Consider the following 20,721-nt stretch of genomic DNA (forward strand, 5'->3'; position numbering starts at 1 on the left):
GTGCGTTTGAGGGGTCGGGACGCCTCGGGGGTCGCCCGCACCGCAATGTGCGGATCTGCCGAGTATGCAGCAGCTCATGTCAAGAGGCGTTCATCCTTCGATAACTTCTCGGTGACGGAACCTACACGTTCTCCGTCCGGGGTGCGAGATCTGCTGGATAGCGCGCCCCTCGATCAGTCCGCGCGACGGGCGCGCGGGGCCCGGGTTCCGACGGAGCCGCTCAGCATCTGAAGACCATCCCGGCCGCCTGCGGTCCTCGCCCGTCCCCGAGAAGAGGGTGTTCAATGGCCGTATGACTGCGACCTCTGCATCCGCCACCGCCGCAACCCCGCCCGTCGACCCCACCACCACGGAGGCCTGGGCCGCGCTGGAGGCCCACAGCCTCGAGCTGACCACCTCTCTGCGGGAGATGTTCGCCGCTGATCCGCAGCGCGCCGAGCGCTTCACCCTCGATGCCGCGGACCTGCACGTGGACCTGTCGAAGAACGCCATCACCGAGGAGACGGTCCAGCTGCTGCTGCAGCTGGCCCGCGAGGTGGGTCTCGAGCAGCGGCGCGAGGCGATGTTCACCGGTGCGCACATCAACACCACCGAGGACCGCGCGGTGCTGCACACCGCGCTGCGCCGCCCGGCCGGGGCCGCCCCCGCCCTCGAGGTCGATGGCCAGCAGATCGACCAGGACGTGCACGAGACCCTGCAGCGCGTCTACGCGTTCGCGCGCAAGATCCGCTCGGGCGAGTGGACCGGCATGACCGGCAAGCCGATCCGCACCGTGGTGAACATCGGCATCGGCGGCTCGGACCTCGGGCCCGTCATGGTCTACGAAGCGCTGCGGCCCCTCGCACAGGAGAGCCTCAGCGCCCGCTTCGTCTCCAACATCGACCCCACCGACGCGTATGCCACCACCGCGGATCTGGATCCCGAGACGACGCTCGTGATCGTGGCCTCCAAGACCTTCACCACCCTGGAGACCATCACCAACGCCCGCCTGGTGCGGCAGTGGCTGCTGGATGGTCTGCGTGAGCAGGCGGGACTGACCGCCGAGCAGGAGACCGAGGCGGTCGCCAAGCATTTCGTGGCGGTCTCCACGGCGCTGGACAAGGTCGAGGAGTTCGGGATCGACCCGGCCAATGCCTTCGGCTTCTGGAACTGGGTGGGCGGACGCTACAGCGTCGACTCCGCGATCGGGACGGTGCTCGCGACCGTGCTGGGCCCCGAGGCGTTCGAGGAGCTGCTGGCCGGATTCCACGCGATGGATGAGCATTTCCGCACCGCCCCCGCCGAGGCGAACGTGCCGTTGCTGATGGGCCTGCTGAACGTGTGGAACGTGAATTTCCTGGAGGCGGAGACCCACGCGGTCCTCCCCTACTCGCAGTACCTGCACCGCTTCCCCGCCTACCTCCAGCAGCTGACCATGGAGTCCAACGGCAAGTCGGTGCGCTGGGACGGCTCTTTGGCCACCACCGAGACCGGCGAGGTGTTCTGGGGCGAGCCCGGCACCAACGGGCAGCACGCCTTCTACCAGCTGATCCACCAGGGCACCCGGGTGATCCCCGCGGACTTCATCGCCTTCGCCACCCCGAACCATGCGCTGCGCGACGGCGAGCAGGACGTCCACGAGCTGTTCCTGGCGAACTTCTTCGCCCAGACCAAGGCGCTTGCCTTCGGCAAGACCGCCGAGGAGGTCCGCGCCGAGGGCACCGAGGGCGCGCTGGTAGCGGCCCGCGAGTTCTCCGGCGACCGTCCCACCACCTCGATCCTGGCCGCGAAGCTCACGCCCTCGACGCTGGGGCAGCTGATCGCGCTGTACGAGCACATCACCTTCGTGCAGGGCGTGGTGTGGGGCATCAACTCCTTCGACCAGTGGGGCGTGGAGCTCGGCAAGCAGCTGGCCAAGAACCTCGCCCCGGCTGTGGCCGGCGACGACGAGGCGCTCGCGCAGGAGGACTCCTCCACCGCGGGACTGATCCGCTGGTACCTCGCGCACCGCGAGGACTGAGCACCGCAAGGACGCAGCGCTGCCCGGCATGGGCGGCACAGGCTCAGAGGGCCCGGGGGCTGACATGCCCCCGGGCCCTCGTTCACCATCCCGCCACCCCCAGGCCGCCTCGCGTTCACCTGTGATGCGCCGTGCGCCCCGGAGAGGTCACAACTGGGCCACATCGCGTGCAACCGCGGCAACCGTCATCCATGCTGCTGAAGCACCGGGACCATGTCCCCGTCGGCCGCACGAGCCGCGCGCTCCCCACCGTCGGGGGCCGCACCGCGATCAAGGAGGACCGCGCATGAACCCCACGACCGCTCCCCGCACTCTGACCCCGTCGCGCCGCGCCGTGACGCTGGGCGGCACCGCGGCGCTCGCCGCCACCGCCCTGACCGCCTGCAACCCCGGCGGCTCCGGCGGTGGGGGCAGCAACCCCGATGCCGCGCCCGTCGAGGAGCAGGACGCCTCCGAGCTCGCCGGTAAGACCCTCTCCTACGTCTACTTCACCGATGGTCCCGATGAGCAGGCCACCCGTGACCTCATCGCCCAGTTCGAAGAGGAGTACGACGTCACCGTCGACCTGGAGATCGTGCCGTTCTCCGATATCACCACCACCCTGCAGGCGCGCCTGTCCGGCGGTCAGGCCCCCGATGTGGCGCGCGTGGCCGCGACCGCTCCGTTCGTCGGCGATCTGCTGATCCTGGACGACTATCTGGGGGCGGAGTACCTCGAGGAGTTCTCCGAGGGGGTGCGCGTGGGCATGACCGATCCCGACGGGAAGATCCATGCGGTCGCCTCCGACCTCACGCAGAACGGTCCCTTCGTGAACCTCGACCTGTTCGAAAAGGCCGGGGTGGAGGTGCCGGATTCCTGGACCTGGGAGGAGATGGTCGACCTCGCCACGCAGGTGCAGGAGAAAACCGGGTGCGAGTACGCCTTCGCGATGGACAAGTCCGGGCATCGCCTCTCCACGATCCTCTCCCAGGGCGGCACCTACCTGGTGCAGGAGGGTGAGAGCTCCCTGGACCCGGCGGCCGCCACCACGGCGCTGCAGCCGCTGGTGGACATGATCGAGAACGGCACGTCGCCGTCTGATTTCTGGCTGGATTCGGGCACCAAGTACCAGGGCGCCAATGAGGTGTTCCTGGCCCAGCAGGTGCCGGTCTATCTCTCGGGCAACTGGCAGGTCGCCCAGTTCGACGAGGGTGCCGAGTTCGCCTGGACCACGATGCCGAACCCCTCGATGTCCTCTGGCGGCGGCTTCCCCGGCGGCAAGTTCATGGTGGGCTTCGCCGAGGGGCCCGAGAACCAGCTCGCCGCCACCTTCCTGCAGTTCATGAACTCCAAGGAGTCGCAGGAGGCCTTCATCACCGCGTCCTCGTTCATGCCCACCCGGGCGGATCTCACCGAGTCCGGCGTCACCTACCCGATGCGGGATCAGGAGATGGGCGTGTTCGTCACCGATCTCTCCGAGACCCCGCCGGAGGCCTTCGCCGCCTGCTACGACCCGAACTTCGATGCCGCCGCGCAGGAGTTCATCAAGGAGTTCTCCCAGGTGGTGGCCGGCAACAAGGACCTGGCCACCGCCATGGAGGATCTCAAGGCCGCCATCGACTCCATCGTGGAGCAGGCCTGATGTCCTCGGCCACGGCACCCGCGGCCCCACGTCGGCGCCGACGGGTGCCGTGGTCCCTGCGGGCGGCGCCGTACCTGTTCCTGCTGCCCAACATGGTGATCTTCGGGCTGTTCACCATCTACCCGGCCTTCAGCGGGCTGAACATCTCGCTGTACTCCTCCCGCAACGGCCGCACCTTCGAATGGGCGGGGCTCGGGAACTACCAGCGGATCTTCGCCGACGACGAGTTCTTCCAGGCGCTGGTGAACACTGTCGTGTTCGTCCTGGCCTTCGTGGCGCTCGGTGTGCTGATCTCCGTGGTGCTCGCAGTGCAGCTGAACGCGCAGAACATCGGGAAGTCCTTCTTCCGCTCGGTGTTCTTCCTGCCGGTGCTGCTCAGCCCCGTGGTCGTCGGCATCGTGTGGCGCTGGCTGCTGGAGCGCAACGGCGGCTTGGTCAATGCGGCGCTGTCCGCGATCGGCCTGGATGCAGTGCCCTGGCTCGTGAACCCCACCCTGGCCATGGTCTCCGTGGTGGCGGTGAGCCTGTGGGTCAACGTCGGCTTCTACACCATGATCCTGCTGGCCGGACTACAGTCCATCGACCCGAACCTGTATGAGGCCGCGAGCCTGGACGGCGCCTCGCCGCTCGAGCAGTTCCGGCACATCACGGTGCCGATGCTCGCGCCCACCACGATGGTGGTGCTGATCCTGTCCACCATCCACGGCTTCCAATCCTTCGACGTCATCTACAACCTCACCGGCGGTGGACCGGTCGGCTCGACCACGCTGCTGGTGCAGTACGTGTACGACAACGCCTTCGGGCCCCAGATGCAGTACGGCATGGCCGCCGCCGGGTCGGTGGTGCTGTTCCTGATCGTCATGAGCTTCACGCTGCTGAACTGGTGGCTGGGCCGGCGCGCGGAGGCGGTGTGAGATGAGCACGAGCACGAAACCGACGACCTGGACCTCGACCTCCCGCACCCGGGTGCGTCCGCGCGATGCGGTGCGCACCGTGAATCTCACGGCGCTGGCCCTGCTGGTGCTGATCCCGTTGCTGTGGACGGTGCTGGGCTCCTTCAAGAGTCCCTCGGAGCTCGCGCAGCGACCGCCCACGCTGCTGCCGGAGACCTGGCGGCCCGAGAACTACGTCCAGGCGCTGACCAGCTTCGACGTGCTGCGCTACCTCACCAACAGCGTGATCGTGGTGGTCGTGGCGACGCTGCTGACCCTGATCATCAACTCGATGGCCGCCTATGCGCTCAGCCGCTACAACTTCCGTGGCCGGGACCTGCTGTTCCTGGTCACGCTCGCGACGATCATGGTGCCGCTGCAAGTGATCCTGATCCCCGTCTACCAGGTGACCGCCTCCCTGGGGCTGACCAACTCCCTATGGGGCGTGATCCTGCCCGCAATCGCCACCCCGACGGGTGTGTTCCTGCTGCGCCAGTACATGCTCACGATCCCCGATGAGCTCATCGATTCCGCCCGCGTGGACGGCGCCCGAGAGTTCGGAATCTTCTGGTGGGTGGTGCTGCCGCTGTGCAAGCCGGCCCTCGCCGTGCTCGCAATCTTCTCGGTGCTGTGGCGGTGGAACGACTTCCTGTGGCCGCTGGTGGTCACCAATGAGAGGACCCGCACCCTGCCGGTGGCGCTGGCCCGTTTCGCGAGCCAGGAGGTGGTGCCCTTCAACCTGGTGCTGGCCATCTCCGTGGTGTCGATGGTGCCGGTGCTGATCTGCTTCCTGGTCTTCCAGAAGCAGATCGTCCAGGGCATCGCCGCAACCGGCATGAAGTGACCGGCGGGCGCCGTCTGACCGGCCGCACGCCGCGCCGTGATCTGGCGCCCGCCGCGGCGCGCGGTCCGCTGAGGCGACTCGCATAGTGGGCAATGGCCTGCGGAACCACCCGGCGACATGCGATGATGTGACCTGGCAGATATCACACCTCAAGGGGGACCCATGGAGCTTCTCCTACCCGTCGTCGGCGTAATCGTGATCCTCGCGATCGTGGGGCTGATCGTGACCGTCATCATCATGCGCAGCTACCGGATCGCGGCACCGAACGAGGCCCTGATCATCACCGGCCGCGGCACCAAGGCCGGGGACGTGGACCTCGAGTCCGGCGGCGCCCGTGTGGTGATCGGCGGCCGCGCGATCGTGCGCCCGATCTTCGATCGCGCTTTCGTGCTCTCACTCTCCTCCCGCCAGATCCCGGTGGAGGTCGAGGGCTACTCCATGAACGGCATCTTCCTGCGTCTGCGCGGGGTGGCGCAGGTGAAGGTGGGCGGCAATGTGGACGATGTGCGCAAGGCCTCCCAGCGCTTCCTGGACCAGCAGAAGCAGATCGACCACTACACCCAGGAGATCCTCTCCGGCACCCTGCGCGCCGTGGTCGGCACCCTGACCGTGGAGCAGATCATCCGTGACCGCGCCTCCTTCGCCAGCCAGGTGCAGGCTGAGGCCGAGCATTCGATGAACAACCAGGGCCTGGTGATCGACACCTTCCAGATCTCCGCCGTGGAGGATGACGGTTCCTACCTGCGGGACTGGGGTCGCCCCGAGGCGGCGCTGGTGGCCAAGCGCGCGGCGATCGCCGAGTCCGATGCGAACCGTGAGGCCACCCAGGCCAAGAACGTCAACCTCCAGCAGGAGGCGGAGTCCAAGCAGGCCTTCGATCTGCGCAACGCGGAGATCAAGGAGCAGACCGACGCCCGGCAGGCGGTGGCCGACGCCGCCGGCCCGCTGGCCCGTGCCGCCCAGCAGCAGAAGATCATCGAGCAGGAAGAGCTCATCGCGGTCCGGAACAATGACCTGCGCGAGAAGCAGCTGATCGCCGAGGTCATCAAGCCGGCCGATGCCTCCCGTCAGGCGCAGCAGCAGGAAGCCGACGCGAAAAAGTACGCGCGCGTGGCCGAATCCGAGGCGCAGCTGACCGATGAGCGCAACCGCGCAGAGGCCCGCAAGGTCTCCGCGGACGCCGAGGCCCACGCCATCGAAGCCCGGGGCCGCGCCGAAGCCGAGGTGGAGCTGCAGCGCCGCTCCAAGGACGCCGAGGCGGTGCGCCTGGAGGGCCAGGCGGAGGCCGATGCGCTGCGCGCCAAGGGCGAGGCCGAGGCCGCGTCGATCCGCGCCAAGGGTGATGCGGAGGCGGAGACCACCCGCGCCCGCGCCGAGGCGTACAAGCAGTTCAACGACGCCGCGGTCCTGGCCCAGGTGCTCGAGGTGCTGCCGCAGGTGGCCGGGGAGCTGGCCTCCCCGTACTCCAACATCGACAACCTCTCGGTGTTCTCCACCGACGGCGAAGCGAAGATCGGGCAGAACATCTCCGTGGGCCTCGCGCAGGTGCTGGAGATGGTCCGCTCCACCACGGGCGTGGATTTCCAGGAGACGCTCGAGCGGGCCGCCGCCGGTGGCCGCCAGGTGCGCGAGCAGTCCGAGTCCGCCGCCGATGCCCAGTCCGAGGACCCCGGCCAGACCGGGCAGAACTGAGGGCCCTCCGGACCGCCGCTGCGCGGTCCGCGCCCCCTAGAGTGGAGCCGGGGCATTCCGCGCGGAGTGCCCCGGCTCCGGCCCGGCGAGAGAAGAGAGCACAGCTTCCATGAAGATCGGAATCCTGACCTCCGGCGGTGACTGCCCCGGCCTGAACGCCGTCATCCGCGGCGTGGTCATCAAGGGCAACACGATGTTCGAGGATGAGTTCATCGGCTTCAAGGATGGCTGGCGCGGCGTCATCGAGAAGGACTACATGACGCTGCCGCGGCGCCGGGTGCGCGGCATCGGCCGCATCGGCGGAACGATCCTGGGCACCTCGCGCTCCAACCCCTTCGCCGACGGGGAGGACGGCGCCGAGATCGTGCGCCAGAACATGGACGACATGGACATGGACGCCCTCATCGCGATCGGCGGCGACGGCACCCTGTTCACCGCGAACCGGCTGTTCGAGGCGGGCATCCCCATCGTCGGCGTCCCCAAAACGGTCGACAACGACCTCGATGCCACCGACTACACCTTCGGCTTCAACACCGCCGTGGAGATCGCCACCGAGTCCCTGGACCGCCTGCGCATGACCGGCGATTCGCACCACCGCTGCATGGTGGGCGAGGTGATGGGCCGCTCGGTGGGCTGGATCGCCCTGCACTCGGGCATGGCGGCCGGCGCGCACGTGATCTGCCTGCCGGAGTTCCCCCTGAGCCTGGACGACATCTGCCACTACGTGCAGGCGGCTTTCAATCGCGGGCGCGCCCCGCTGGTCGTGGTCGCCGAGGGCTTCGTCCCCAAGGATGCGCCCGAGGGCTTCATGGACTACGAGCTCGACGAGTTCGGGCGCCCGCGCTTCGGCGGGATCGCTGAGGCGCTCGCCCCGCTGATCGAAGAGCGGCTGGGCATCGAGACGCGGGCGACGGTGCTGGGGCATATCCAGCGCGGTGGTGAGCCCACCGCATATGACCGGGTGCTGGCCACGCGGCTGGGCACCACCGCCCTGGATCTCGTGCATAAGGGCGGCTTCGGCCGCATGGTGGCACTGCGCGGCACCGAGATTGTGGATGTGCCGCTCAGCGAGGCCATCGATTCGCTGAAGAAGGTGCCGGAGTCCCGCTGGCGTGAGGCCGAGGTGCTGTTCGGCTGAACCGGCGACCCTGACAGCGGCGGGGCCGGGGCGAGTGCATCGCCCCGGCCCCGCTGCGCTGTGCGCTCAGTGCTGTGCAGGGCGCTCAATGCTGTGCGGGGCGCTCAGTGCTCCTCGCGCGGCTGGTCGATCTCGCCCAGCAGGGCCTTCGCGTAGCTGGCATGCACCGACTCCTCATCGGAGGGGTGGTACATCCCGGCGCGCACATCCCGCGAGAGGCGTTCGAGCTCGCTGCGGCGGAAGTAGTGGGAGCCGCCCGAGGCGCGCAGCACCTGGTCCACTGCCGCGATCGCCGTTTCGGTGGCGCGGGACTTCACCCCGGAGAAGTGCAGGAACCAGCGCGCCCCATGGTCGGTGATGCCCGGGCCCTGCTCCCCCGTGCCCAGTGCGTCGAGGTCCGCCAGCAGCTTCTCGAGCTGGAGGATGACGCCGTCCACGCCAATCGCAGCATCGGCGAGGCGCCAGCGGATATCGGGGTCATCAGCATGGACGATGCCGCGGGTGACGCTGCGCCGGGTGTGCGCCACCTCGGTGCCCACGGTGATCGCGCGCTCAGCGATCCCGGTGTACACCGAGGCGATCAGCAGTTCGAAAGCCCCGAAGATCCCCATCACGAAGGGATCGGGATTGGGGCCGACGGGGGTCGTGGTCAGCACGTGCTCCGCGGTGATCGGGGCGCCGTGCAGGCGGGTGGTGCAGGACTGGCTGGGGCGCATGCCGTGGGTGTCCCAGTCGTCCTTGACCTCAACCTCCGTGGTGCGCTCGAGGATGCCGAAGACCAGGCTCGGATCCTCCTCGGCGGACCCGTCGTCTGCGGCGCGGCGGGCGTGGACCACCAGGCGGTCCCAGACCGGCGCGAGGGAGGTGAAGATCTTCGTGCCGGTGACGCGGAAGCCGCCGTCCTCCTGCGGCTCGGCCCGGGAGGAGGAGTCGAAGAGCATCGCCTCGTTCCCCGCCTCGGAGATGCCGAAGGCGAACAGGCGGTCCGCCGCCGCGTCCTCGAGGATGGGCCGCACTCCCGGCACGCCCAGGCGGTACGCATGCAGGGCCGCGCCGGTGATCACCAGGTGCATGTTCATCGACAGGGCGGTGGCGGGGGCGGCCTGCGCGAGGCGCCGCTGGATCCGGGAGGCCTCCAGCAGGCTCGCGCCCGTGCCGCCCAACTCCTGGGGCACCAGCAGGCGCAGGTAGCCGCGCTCGCGCAGATCGGCGAGGTCATCGCGGGGGAAGGTGTTCTCGCGGTCGTGGACCACGGCGCGCTCACGGAAGGTCGTCAGCAGCTCGTCGGACAGCAGGTCATCGGGCAGTTCGGTCATGGCCGCAGGCTACTGGAGGCGCGAACGGCGTGCAGGAGCCGCCTCACTGGAAGGAGACGGTCTGGCTGTAGTTGCCGTTCTTATCCACGCCGCGCACGTAGAAGTCGGAACCGCCGGAGACGGTCGTGCTGATCTCGAAGGTGCCGCTGCTTTTCCCCACCGACTTCCACTTGCCATGGTGATACGTGCGGAACTCGTAGTCCACGGCCGGGAAGTCGGAGTCCCCGATGGTGACGATGTAGGACTCGGTGCCCTTGGTCCCCTTCTTCCACGTGAGGTTGATGGGGACGTGCGGTTTCCCGCCATTCCAGGACGGCGTGCTGAAGGTGACGGTGGTCGGCTCGCTCACCAGACCTTTTTCGTTCTCCACCGTCACGGTCATCGTGTATTTAGTGCTCTCCGCAACATTGCAGGTCGCCCAGGTCCTCTCCGTGAGGTCGGTGCGGTTGCATTCCACATCACCGGGGTGAAGGGTGATGGATTTCAGCGGCACGCCGCCGAGCTGCGTGGGCTTATCCACGCGGACCATCGTCCGGCAGTCATTGAGCGAGTAGCAGATGAACGGGGTGTTGTAGCCGCGCGCGATCGGTGCCTCCGGGCGCGTGTAGGGCTTGACCGTGTTCGACGGATCCGAGGGCGCGGACTCCCCGCCCTTGAACCGATTGCGGGCCTGCACGGTGAAGCGGTACGAGGTGCCGTTCTTCAGGGTGTCCACTGTGACCGACGTGGTAGAGGCGTCCACGGTCTTGGAGCCGCCGTCCCAGCTGATCACGTAGTCCTTGATGGCAGTGCCGTTGTCCTGGGCCGGTTTCCAGGACACCACGGCCCGGCCGTCGGGACCGGCGCCGGTGCCCTCATCCGGCAGGCTCGCGCTCACGCCCGTGGGTGCCTCCGGGATCGCCCAGGGCACCACCTCGTTCGAGCGAGCCGATGTAGCGCCCTGCCCCACGGAGTTCTTCGCGGTGACGGTGAAGGTGTACCCGGTATCGGGGTCGAGGTTGCGCATGGTCGCGGAGGTGGCATCCCCGCCCGCGGTCACGGTGGTGCCGTCGGAGGCGCGGATGGTGTAGCCGCTGATCGGCTCCCCGTTGTGCACATCGGCATCGGGCTTGTCCCACGTGATGGTCACGCCGCCGCCCAGTCGGTCGTTGGTGCGGCTGGCCTCCACGCCCGAGACGGCTTTCGGCGGCCCGGCCGGGTGCTGCGGGCGGGACCAGCCGGACCAGTCCGAGGGCTCCTCCGAGAGGTTGTGGGCCCGCACCCGGAAGCTGTAATCGTGCCCGTTGATCAGCTCATCCCAGGTCAGCTCGGTGCTGGTGGCGTCCACCGAGCGGGTCTCCAGGCGCCCTCCCTCATCGCGGCGCTGCACGTCGTACTTCTGCAACGCCGAGCCGCGGTTCTCGGGCCGGGACCAGCTGACCTGCAGCTGCCGGTCGCCGCGCTGGACCTGCGGGGTGCCCGGCGGCTCCGGCCGCACATCCGGGGTGGCGGGGGCCGAGGGCGACGAGGCCGGGGAGTCACCGACCTCGTTGTGCGCCACCACCTGGAAGGTGTACTCGGTGCCGTTGGTGAGCCCCGTGACGGTGCACGTGGTCGACTTGCACTTCTGGGTGACATTGCCGCCGCTCGCGGCGGTGACCGTGTAGCCGCTGATCGGGGCGCCGTTGTCATCGCCCGCGGTGAACGTCAGCTCCACGGTGCCATCGCCCACCTCACCCACGCGAGGGGCCGACGGCGCCTCCGGCTTGCCGCGCACGGTCGCGCGGATCTCGCCGGTGGCCCGCCGTTCGGGATCACCGGTGGCGTCCTCCACCGTGTAGCTCGCGGTGAGGATGCCGGCGAACTCCGGGTCAGGTTCGATGATCACCTGGTCGCCCTCGAACTTCACGCCACCGTCGCCGGAGACCAGCTGGGCATCCACGAGGGTCAGCGGCTCCCCGGGGAAGGGGTTGGAATCGTTCTCGAGCACGTCCACGCGGCCGGTCGTCCCCGCGTCGATCACCGGCTCATCCAGGCCCGGGGAGACCTTTGGGCGGCGGCTGCCGGTGACGGTGAGCTGGAACGTCTCCGTCACCGGTGCGGTCACGGAGTCGGTGACGGTCACCGGCAGCTGGATCGTCTCCCCGCGCGGGGCATCCAGCTCGGCGCTCACGCTCAGGGTGCTGCCGCTGATGGAGGCGCTCACCCCCTCGGGCAGAACGGAGTCATCCACACTGAACTCGAGCGGATCACCATCGGGGTCCTCCGCCGCGGTGCGCAGATCCACGGTGGTCGCAGAGCCGCCGGATTCCACCTCGATCAGGGAGCCGCGCAGCGTGGGTGGCTGGTTCGTCTCGCCGCTGAGCACCTCGATGGGGATGCTGAGCGAGCCACGTGCGGCGGTCGCATCTCCGGCGGCGCCGTCAGAGACCTCCACCGTGATCGTGTCGCGGCCCTCGTAGTCCTCGGCCGGGCGGTACACCAGCGTGGTCTCGTCCGCGACCAGCGGGGTGCCGTCGGTGTGGTCGGCCTGCGCTGCGTCATCGTCGAGCACCCGGGCATGCTGCGCGCCAGGCCGCACCCGCACCAGGGAGGAGTCGGCCAGGTCGATGCTCAGCTCGCTGCCGGAGACCACCTCGAGGGTCCCACCCACCCAGACCGGCGGGATGCGGGCGGTGCCGGGCACCCACACGTAGCCGGAGGAGGTCTGCTCATCGCGGTCGGTGATGGTGTAGCGCAGACGCTGCTGCTCCTCACCGGGGATCACCGTGAGGATTCCGTCATCGCTGAGCAGGGAGCCGTCGGCCCCGTCCTCCATCCGCACCGTCAGATCGGAGATCGAGCCATCGGGGTCGCGATCATTGGCCAGCACATCCACGGTGATGGTCTCCCCCGCCGGGTCCAGCACCTGGGCGGGATCCACGTAGTCATCGACCGCGATGGGATCGCGCAGCGGGGCGCCCGGGTCCACCCGCAGCGTCACCGTCGCGGCGCTGGTCAGCTGGCCGTCGGACACCTCATAGGTGAGGGTGTGCGTGCCCGGCTCCTCCGGGGTCATCACGGTGATGCGGTCGCTCGAACGACCCTCCGCGGGCGGGATCACCTCGATATCCGTCAGCGGGGTCACCGAATCGTGGAGGAGCTGGAGGGCATCCTCCTCCGGGTCGGAGTCGTTCATGAGCACGGGGATCTGGATCTCGCGGCCGGGCCGCACATCCAGCTCGTCATCCACGGCGTAGGGCGGCTGGTTGAGCTCCGGCGGCGCCGCGACGCCCACCAGCACCTCCGCGGTGCCGATCGCCCCGGAGGCATCCATCACCTGGTAGCGGAAGGTATCGGTGCCCACCGCATCCGGATAGGGCACGTACTCGATCCACTGACCGGTGGCGCTCGTGATCTCCCCCAGCTGCGGGGCGGGCTCGGAGATCCCCATCAGCATCACCGAATCGCCCTCGGCGTCGATGCCGGTGGTGGGCACGGGGATGCGCACCGGGGAGCCCGCCACCGCGCGGGCCACGAGATTCTGGGGCTGCGGCGGAGTGTCCTCGGCATCGGCGGGGATGATCCGCACCCGGAGCCGACTGGAGCCATCGCGGCCGGTCTGGTCCACCGCCTCATAGGAGATCGTCGCCTCCCCTTGCGCATCCGGGGCGGCACGGAAACGGATCTGCTGATCATGGGTCTCGACCACCCCGAGACCCTCCACCCCGTCAGTCCCGGAGACCTCCCCCAGGTGCAGGGTGGAGCCGGTGGGAGAGATGTCGTTGCTCAGCACATCCACGAGCACCATGTCCCCAGCGCAGACCACGGCCTCATCCGGGGCGGGCACCGGGTTGGCGAACTGGGTATCGGTCGCGGCGAGCATGACCCGCACGGTGCCCGTGGAGCTGCCCTCGGCGTTCGCGACCTCATAGGTCAGCGGCACCGGCTCCTCGCTGACAGCGGCACCGGGCTCGACCTCCACGCGGATCAGATGATGCCCCACCACGGTGGCTTTGACACCGCTGTCCTCGGGGACGGTCACGGAGCTGGTGACCAGCACCCCGCCCGCGGGGCCCACCGCGCCCTCCCCGGCCCCGGCCCCGCAGCCCGCGGATGAGGCGCAGGGGTACCCGCAGTCCGCCCCGCAGCAGGGGCAGGGCTCGCCGCAGCCGCCGCAGGCCTCCCCGCAGATGCAGCAGGGGCAGCCGCAGATGCAGCAGCCCCAGCCGGTCCAGCCGCAGCCCGTCCCGCAGCCGATCCCGGGCCAGCCGTCGGCACCGGAGCCCGCCCCCGCGCACCACGGCATCGCCGAGGATGACCCGGAGTGGCAGCGCATCGCCCAGGAACCCGCCACCGAGGGATCCCGCGGCAGCTGGAACCGCCGACTGGGCATGAAGCTGAAGCCCTCCGAGGAAGAGCTCGCCGCGCGCCGCGCGCGCCTGGCCGAGGAGCGCAGCCGCGCCGAGGAGGAGCGCCGCGCCGAAGCCGTCCGGCAGGAGGAGGAGCAGCGCGCCTCGAGCCGCCGCGAAGCCCGTCGGCGCCAGCAGGAACAGCGCCGGCGCGAGCAGCGCGAGGTCATCCAGACCAACTTCCAGGGTGCCCGCACCATCCTCATCGCGAACCCCAAGGGCGGCGCACGCAAGACCACCAGCACCTACCTGCTCGCCGCGACCATGGGCATCGTGCGCGGCGGGTCCGTCGTGGCATGGGATGCCAACGAGACCATGGGCACCCTCGGGGACCGGTCCCGCGTCGGCAACCACACCCGCACCGTCGTGGACCTGCTGCACGGCGCCGAGGGGCTTTTCTCCTCGATCGAGGGCAGCCGCCTGGGGGCCCTGGACGCCTTCGTGCGTCCGCAGGGGGACAGCCACTTCGACGTGCTGGCCTCCGATGAGGACCCCACCCGGCAGGACATCGTGGACGCCAAGGGTTTCGCGACCGTCCACGAGATCCTCACGCGCTTCTACCGGCTGATCCTCGTGGACACCGGCAACAACATGCGCACCGGCCATTTCCAGGCCGCCCTCGAGGCCGCCGATCAGCTCGTCATCCCCGTCGCGGCCAGCCACGACTCCGCGCGCGTGGCCCAGCAGATGATGAAGGCGCTGGTCGCGAGCGGGCACGAGGAGCTGGTGCGCTCGGCCGTCGTGCTCATGCACGAGCTCGAACCGGAGGGATCGCCCGACGGCCCGGCCGTCGCGCAAGAGCTCGCGGACGCCTTCGCGCCGCAGGTCGCCGAGGTGCTGCCGATCCCTTTCGACGATGCCCTCAAGCGCGGTGGCGCCATCGACTACGCCACCACCTCCGAATCCACGCAGAACGCCTACCTCGATGCCGCGACCGCCGTGGCGCGCGGGGTCCAGCAGGCCGCGCAGAATCGCGAGGAGAAGAGCGCCGACGGGGACGCCTGAGCAGCAGAGGCCCCCGTCGGGCCCGGACCGGTCAGATGCCGGTCCGGGCCTCGTCAGCCGCTGAGCTTCAGCCCTGCTCCTTTTCCCAGGCGCCGTAGCTGCCCTGCAGCTCCACGACGTCCCAGCCGGCCCGGCGCAGCGCGGAGGACGCCACCGTGTTGCGCTGCCCGGACTGGCAGAACGTGATGAGCTTCGTGCCCTCGGGCAGCTGGTCCTGGTGGAACAGCACCTTCCCGGCGCTCAGCTGCTCCGCCCCCGGGATCGTGCCGGCGGCATGCTCGGAGCGGTTGCGCACATCCAGCAGGTAGTCCTCCGGCTCGCTCTCGCGCAGCGCCGCGAGATCCGCGGGAGCCACCACCGCCGGGGCCGACAGCTCCAACTCCTCCAGGGAGGGCAGGTAGCCGGTGAGGCGATCCACGCCCACCCGCACGAAGTGGTCGCTCCACTCGCTCGCGGTCTCGGCATCAGGCGCGAGGACCACGAGCTCGGCGTCATCGGACTCCGGATCGAAGGCCCAGCCGATGTGCGTGGCGGCCTTGCCGAGGTTCGGCAGGGACAGCGCCCCGGGTACGGTGCCGGCGTGGACCTCCTCGACCGGGCGGGTGTCCACGAGTGCGAGGGAACCATCAGCCATCCCCGTGCTGAGCTGGGTGGCGCTGACCTCCTGCGGGACGGGCCGCTCACCCATGATCGCCGGGCCCTGCTTGTTCTGCCGCTTCATGCGGGCGAAATAGGCGTGGGCATCGGGCTGGCCGTCCAGCAGCTCCTCGATGAAGCCCTGCTCATCGTCGTTCTCCAGGTACGTCGCCCACCAGGCGAACTTGCGCTCATAGCCCACGGTGGTCGACGGCAGAGCGCCCAGCGCCTTGCCGCAGGCGGAGCCGGCGCCATGACCGGGGAAGACCTGGATGTGATCGCCCAGGTCGATGAAGGCATGCTTGAGGGAGGCGAACAGCTGCTTGGCGCCTGCGAACCGGGTGTCCTGGTAGCCGGCGGCCTCATCGAGCAGGTCCGGGCGGCCCAGGTCCCCGGAGAACACGAAGTCACCGGTGAGGTAGTAGCCGGGCTGGTCGGTCACTGCCCCGTCGGTCACCAGGTAAGCGAGATGCTCGGGGGTGTGGCCGGGGGTGTGCTTGGCGGTGACAGTGATGTTGCCGAGCGTGATGGTGCCGCCGTCGTGCAGCAGCTCGGCGTCGAAGCCGTAGGTCCAGTCCTCCCCACCCTCACCGGAGACGTACGCGGTCGCGCCGGTGGCGGCGGCGAGCTCCCGGGTGCCGGAGAGGAAGTCGGCGTGGATGTGGGTCTCGGTGACCGCGGTGATCGTCAGGCCGTGGCGGGCGGCGAGGTCCAGGTAGACCTGGATATCGCGGCGGGGGTCCACCACGAGGGCTTCGCCCTTGGCCTGGCAGCCGATCATGTAGCTGGCCTGCGCCAGGTCTTCGTCGTAGATCCGTTCGAGCAGCATGGGGTTCTCCTGGGTCAGTCGGTGGCGGGGTGGTCGTTCGTCCGGCGGGTGGGGCTGTCGTTGGGCTGGGCATCGGGCTGGGCATCGGGCCGGGTGAGGTCCCAGCTCTGCCCGGTGGTGGGGGTGAAATGGGAGGTCAGACGGAACTGGTCGCCGCGCAAGAGGGTGATGCGCCATTCGATCGCCCCCCGTTCGCTGCGGCCGAAGCGTTCGATGCGGAAACCGGGGGAGCGGGGGGTGACGCCCAGCAGCTCGGCGTTCTCGGCCGCGAGGGTGACCGCCTCGATGACTTCGTGGCCGAAGCGGGGCACGACGCCCAGACGCTGTTCCATCTGCGTGTACAGGGCGGTGTGGGAGAAGTCCGCGTCCAGCAGTGGACGGGCGAGCTCGGCGTCGAGGTAGACGGTGTCCAGTGCGAGCGGCACTCCGTCGGAGCAGCGCAGCCGGGTGAGGACCAGCAGCGGATGGTCTGCGGGGAGGTTCAGGTGGGCGGCGGCCTCCGGGTCGGTGGTCTCCTCCAGGCGCAGCACGCGGCTGTCCTGGCTGTGTCCGGCATCCTCCACGGAGGCGAACAGGCTGTAGAGCACGCCGACGGGCTGTTCGACGACGCCCGGGCACACCCGCGGGGTGCGGCCGCGCTCAGCGCTGACGAGGCCGGATTCGCGCAGCGGGCGCAGGGCCTGCCGCATGGTCTGCCGACTGACGCCGTATTCTGCTGCCAGCACCTTCTCGCCGGGGAAGGCGGTGGGGTATTCGCCCAGGTCGATGCGCCGCCGCAGGTCCTGTTCGACCTGGCGCCACAGCGCGGGGCCCCCGTCACGTATCAGATCGATCGCCGGCATCTCTTGCCTCCTGAACTCTCCGCCGCCTAAGGTACGTACATTCCGGCCCGCGGGCAAGACCGGGGCCACGCACAACACCCCAGGGGGTCAACGATGACCAGCATCCACCACCGCGTCCTCATCATCGGCGGCGGCAACGCCGGCATCACCGTCGCCGCGCGACTGCGCCGCCAGGGGGTCGAGGACATCGGCCTCATCGAACCCAGCGACAAGCACTACTACCAGCCACTATGGACCCTCGTGGGCGGCGGCTGCGCACGGCAGAAGGAGACCGTCCGCTCCGAGGCATCGGTCATGCCGCAGGGCGTGGCCTGGATCAAGGACCGCGCCACCGACATCGACCCCGAACAGAAGCTCATCTCCACCGCCGGTGGTGTGCAGATCACCTACGACCAGCTCGTCGTCTGCCCCGGCATCCAGCTGGACTGGGACGCGATCGACGGCATGGCCGAGGCGCTCGAGACCCCGGCGGTGTCCTCCAACTACCGCTTCGACCTGGCCCCGAAGACCTGGGATCTGATCCGACAGCTGCGCTCGGGAACTGCCGTGTTCACGATGCCGTCGGGCCCCATCAAATGCGCCGGCGCCCCGCAGAAGATCGCGTATCTCGCCGCCGACTACTGGCGCACGCAGGGCATGCTGGACAACATTCGCGTGGTGCTCGTGCTGCCCACGCCCGGCATGTTCGGCGTGCCGGAGTTCGCAGAGGAGCTCGAGCGCGTGGCGCAGGACTACGGCATCGAGGTCCGCTTCAGCAGCGAGGTCACCGCGATCGACGGCCCCGGCAAGACCGTGACCATCACCCCGAACGACGGCGGGGAGGCCGAGACCCTGGCCTTTGACATGCTGCACGTCGTGCCGCGGCAGTCCGCCCCGGACTGGCTGAAGCGCACCCCGCTCGCCGATCCCGAGAACCCCGCCGGCTACGTGCAGGTGGACAAGCACACCCTGCAGCACGTGCGCTACCCCGATGTGTTCTCGCTCGGTGATGCCGGCTCCACCCCGAACTCCAAGACCGGCGCCGCGATCCGCAAGCAGGCCCCGGTGCTGGTGGAGAACCTGTTGGCGCGCATGAAGGGCGAGGAGCTCACCGGATCCTACGGCGGTTACGCCTCGTGCCCGCTGACCACCTCGCGCTCGACGATGCTGCTGGCCGAGTTCGACTACACGATGCGGCCCACCCCGAGCTTCCCGAAGATCGACACCACGAAGTCCCGCAAGGACATGTGGCTGCTCAAGCGCTACGGGCTGCCCGCGATGTACTGGAACCTCATGCTCAAGGGCAGGGCCTGAGAGATCTGCCGCCTGCCGTGTTGCGGAGTTGTTTGATCATCAGCAAACAACTCTGAACAACTTTGGGAAACAACTCTCGGGTCGGGTGCGGTCAGAGGTCGGCCGCGATCCATCGAACCCCCGGGCCTCGAGTGGGACCATCGGGGTCTTTCTTGATGCGACGGGTGTTGGCGAGGTGGCGCAGAACCTGCGTGACCTCCCGAGCGGGGGTGCCGGTGGCGGAGGCGATGGCGCGATTGGTGACTGTCTCGCCGGATTGCACCGCGCTCATCACCCAGTGCTCGACCGCGCCGGCCTGGGGAGCGGTGCCGCCAGAGGCGGAGAACTCGTTGCGCGCCTGCCCACTGAGCTGCCACTCGTCAGCGCCCTGCGCTTCCTGCAGCACACCGGTGCTGACCATCCAGCCGAGGACCGCGCGCGCCTCCGAAATCCCCACCTGGAGGAGAACAGAGGCTTGGCGCCCGGACAGGACGGGCGCGCTCTCCAGATGCTTGAGAACCAGAAGGGCATTGAGACTGTTCACCTCCGCTGCGGGCCCGAGAGTCATGTCCAGGGCGCTGAGCCAGCGGATGAACGCTGTGTCTACCGCATCTGCGGTGAACGTGACAGACACGTGGAAGTTGTCGGCCTGGACGTGGGGTGCCGTGCGCCCATCTCGCAGCATCGCGACCCACATGCGGTCGAAGCCGCGTGACGTCTCCTCTACCAAGCCCAGGCGATGCAGAGCTCGCATCAGCGCCACGTTGCGAGGCATGGAGCGGGTGCTGAGGATCTGGTCTAGTTGAACGCCGTGCGGGAGCGGTCCGGGCGAGTCGATGCTGAGCCTGATCGGAGAGTGGTCGATGTCGATCGGCATCTGTGACGCCCAGTCACGGTGGACAAAGGCGTTGGTCACCGACTCGTCCACAGCCTGCGCAGGAAAATCGGGGATAGGGCGTTCGAGCCCGCTGGGCAGTTCGACGCGAGAGTTCTCTGGATCCGACAGAGCCGAGATGCGCTCGCGCACTGACGTCATGGCGAGCAGGAGCGGACCGGTGTACTCCGTGGTGGACGGCTCTGCCCCAGGGGTGCGTCGCCAGAGGTGACGAGCAAGTACTCGATCGGTGCTGGCCAGTAGGATCTCCCCGGCCACGGTGAGTGTTCCCCGGTCGTCGAGAACGCCCAGGCGGCGCAGCACATCCTCCGCGGAAGTGGCGCGCTCGCCAGGGGAGCGGTGCTCCAGCAGGCGCTGAGCGAGTGTCATGGCGGCGGGGTCCAGGTCGCTGATCCCCAGTGATGAGGGCCGTGCGGTGTAGTCGGGGTTCGCCCGCGCGAACGCGATCGCCTGGCGTTCGCGATCAGTGAGCTCCCGGCAGGAATCCCCGTCGCGGATCGTCGCTGCTCCGTTGGAGCGGGAGTAAACCGTCAGGCCCTGGGGGATACGGATGTCCAGCAGTCGTACCCCATCCCAATCCAGCTCCGTGACGTCGACGGTCAGAGGCGGTCTGGTGTTGTGAAAGATCTTCGCCCGGATGGTGTGCGCATCAGCATCGGTTCCCGTGAACGCTGCTGGACCAGCGGCCTTGTCCCGGAGGCCGAGAATGATGTGGGACTCGCCGTCGGCGTTCGCGAAGCACACCGTAGCGTCCAGCAGCACCTCGATCCGGCGCGCGTCAGGATTGCGTGCGGGAGTGGTCGCAGGATCCTCTTTGAAGTCGAGGTGCTGATCCTCGACGTCCGCGGGTCGGGCGCCGGTGGAGATGGCCTCCAGGGCTGTACGGATCGCCTGCGGCAACGACGGTGACGTGGGCATGATCCGAGACTAGAGTTGTTTGCGAGTTGTTGCAACAACTACAAACAACTCTGAACAACTCGGCGGAACAACTCCTAGGTGTGCGGTCAAGACGGCTCGTCTCTGCCGTGCTATGGGAAGCTGCCTGCCGTAGTAGGCCGGAGGTGCTGACGGGGTCCTGAAGGTGTCCCGCTGCAGCGGCCGGGTTTATCGGCTCTTCACATTTGAGGGTGTAGGTGGGGTCTGAAGCCGCCTGCTTCGAGGAGGCTGCGGGCGATGTAGTGGGTGAGGTTGCGGAAACCGAGAGCGGAGCCGCGCAGATGCTCGAGACGGCCATTTATCGCTTCGGTGGGGCCGTTGCTGGTGCCGGGCAGGTCGAAGTAGGCCAGGATGTCCTGGATCCGCTGGTTCAACGTCCGGCCGAGCTTGCGCA

General features: G+C 68.8%; 14 protein-coding genes. 8 read left to right on the top strand and 6 right to left on the bottom strand.

Going from position 1 to position 20,721, the window contains the following annotated elements; genetic code table 11:
* Positions 1 to 292 precede the first annotated feature (292 nt).
* From pgi to MU407_RS05225, 6 genes are all read left to right on the top strand, one after another.
* Positions 293 to 1,999: a glucose-6-phosphate isomerase gene (gene pgi / locus MU407_RS05200; protein WP_246955894.1), complete on the top strand. Its 1,707-nt coding sequence runs from the start codon at positions 293 to 295 to the stop codon at positions 1,997 to 1,999.
* 286 nt (positions 2,000 to 2,285) lie between these two features.
* A complete protein-coding gene (locus tag MU407_RS05205; protein WP_246955896.1) occupies positions 2,286 to 3,620 on the top strand; it encodes an extracellular solute-binding protein in 1,335 nt (444 codons plus the stop codon).
* Positions 3,620 to 4,534: a sugar ABC transporter permease gene (locus tag MU407_RS05210; RefSeq protein WP_246955898.1), complete on the top strand. Its 915-nt coding sequence runs from the start codon at positions 3,620 to 3,622 to the stop codon at positions 4,532 to 4,534. Before MU407_RS05205 ends, MU407_RS05210 begins: the two co-directional genes overlap by 1 nt.
* Before the next feature lies 1 nt (position 4,535).
* Entirely contained in the window at positions 4,536 to 5,396 is an 861-nt protein-coding gene (locus tag MU407_RS05215) for a carbohydrate ABC transporter permease (protein WP_246955900.1), read from the top strand.
* A gap of 162 nt (positions 5,397 to 5,558) precedes the next feature.
* Positions 5,559 to 7,088, top strand: a complete 1,530-nt coding sequence (locus tag MU407_RS05220) for an SPFH domain-containing protein (protein WP_246955902.1) — start codon at positions 5,559 to 5,561, stop codon at positions 7,086 to 7,088.
* A 109-nt stretch (positions 7,089 to 7,197) separates the two neighbouring features.
* Positions 7,198 to 8,226 (top strand): ATP-dependent 6-phosphofructokinase, encoded by a 1,029-nt coding sequence (locus MU407_RS05225; RefSeq protein ID WP_246955904.1) that lies wholly within the window; start codon positions 7,198 to 7,200, stop codon positions 8,224 to 8,226.
* A 104-nt stretch (positions 8,227 to 8,330) separates the two neighbouring features.
* Here the strand turns inward: MU407_RS05225 and MU407_RS05230 are convergent, their stop codons facing one another.
* Together MU407_RS05230 and MU407_RS05235 are read right to left on the bottom strand one after the other, a co-directional pair.
* A complete protein-coding gene (locus MU407_RS05230; RefSeq protein WP_246955906.1) occupies positions 8,331 to 9,542 on the bottom strand; it encodes an acyl-CoA dehydrogenase family protein in 1,212 nt (403 codons plus the stop codon).
* Positions 9,543 to 9,585: 43 nt separating this feature from the next.
* Positions 9,586 to 13,581 carry a fibronectin type III domain-containing protein gene (locus MU407_RS05235; RefSeq protein WP_246955908.1) on the bottom strand — a complete coding sequence of 1,332 codons (3,996 nt, stop codon included), beginning with the start codon at positions 13,579 to 13,581 and terminating at the stop codon, positions 9,586 to 9,588.
* Here MU407_RS05235 and MU407_RS05240 point away from each other — a divergent pair.
* The gene (locus MU407_RS05240; RefSeq protein ID WP_246955910.1) at positions 13,553 to 14,917 is read left to right on the top strand and encodes a hypothetical protein; all 1,365 of its coding nucleotides are present in this window, start codon (positions 13,553 to 13,555) and stop codon (positions 14,915 to 14,917) included. The genes MU407_RS05235 and MU407_RS05240 overlap by 29 nt on opposite strands.
* Before the next feature lie 67 nt (positions 14,918 to 14,984).
* Here the strand turns inward: MU407_RS05240 and MU407_RS05245 are convergent, their stop codons facing one another.
* Positions 14,985 to 16,382 carry an MBL fold metallo-hydrolase gene (locus MU407_RS05245; protein ID WP_246955912.1) on the bottom strand — a complete coding sequence of 466 codons (1,398 nt, stop codon included), beginning with the start codon at positions 16,380 to 16,382 and terminating at the stop codon, positions 14,985 to 14,987.
* A 14-nt stretch (positions 16,383 to 16,396) separates the two neighbouring features.
* The gene (locus MU407_RS05255; protein WP_281507659.1) at positions 16,397 to 17,224 is read right to left on the bottom strand and encodes a GntR family transcriptional regulator; all 828 of its coding nucleotides are present in this window, start codon (positions 17,222 to 17,224) and stop codon (positions 16,397 to 16,399) included.
* A 93-nt stretch (positions 17,225 to 17,317) separates the two neighbouring features.
* On the opposite strand from MU407_RS05255, the gene MU407_RS05260 reads away from it, so the two are divergent.
* Complete coding sequence (locus MU407_RS05260; protein WP_246955914.1) at positions 17,318 to 18,517, top strand: FAD/NAD(P)-binding oxidoreductase; 1,200 nt, start codon at positions 17,318 to 17,320, stop codon at positions 18,515 to 18,517.
* Between the two features lie 91 nt (positions 18,518 to 18,608).
* Here the strand turns inward: MU407_RS05260 and MU407_RS05265 are convergent, their stop codons facing one another.
* A complete protein-coding gene (locus tag MU407_RS05265; protein WP_246955916.1) occupies positions 18,609 to 20,309 on the bottom strand; it encodes an RNA-binding domain-containing protein in 1,701 nt (566 codons plus the stop codon).
* Between the two features lie 197 nt (positions 20,310 to 20,506).
* The coding region (locus MU407_RS05270) for a transposase (RefSeq protein WP_246955918.1) at positions 20,507 to 20,721 on the bottom strand (215 nt) is incomplete at its 5' end.

The sequence above is a fragment of the Brachybacterium sp. Marseille-Q7125 genome, from assembly GCF_023062615.1.
Lineage (GTDB): Bacteria > Actinomycetota > Actinomycetes > Actinomycetales > Dermabacteraceae > Brachybacterium.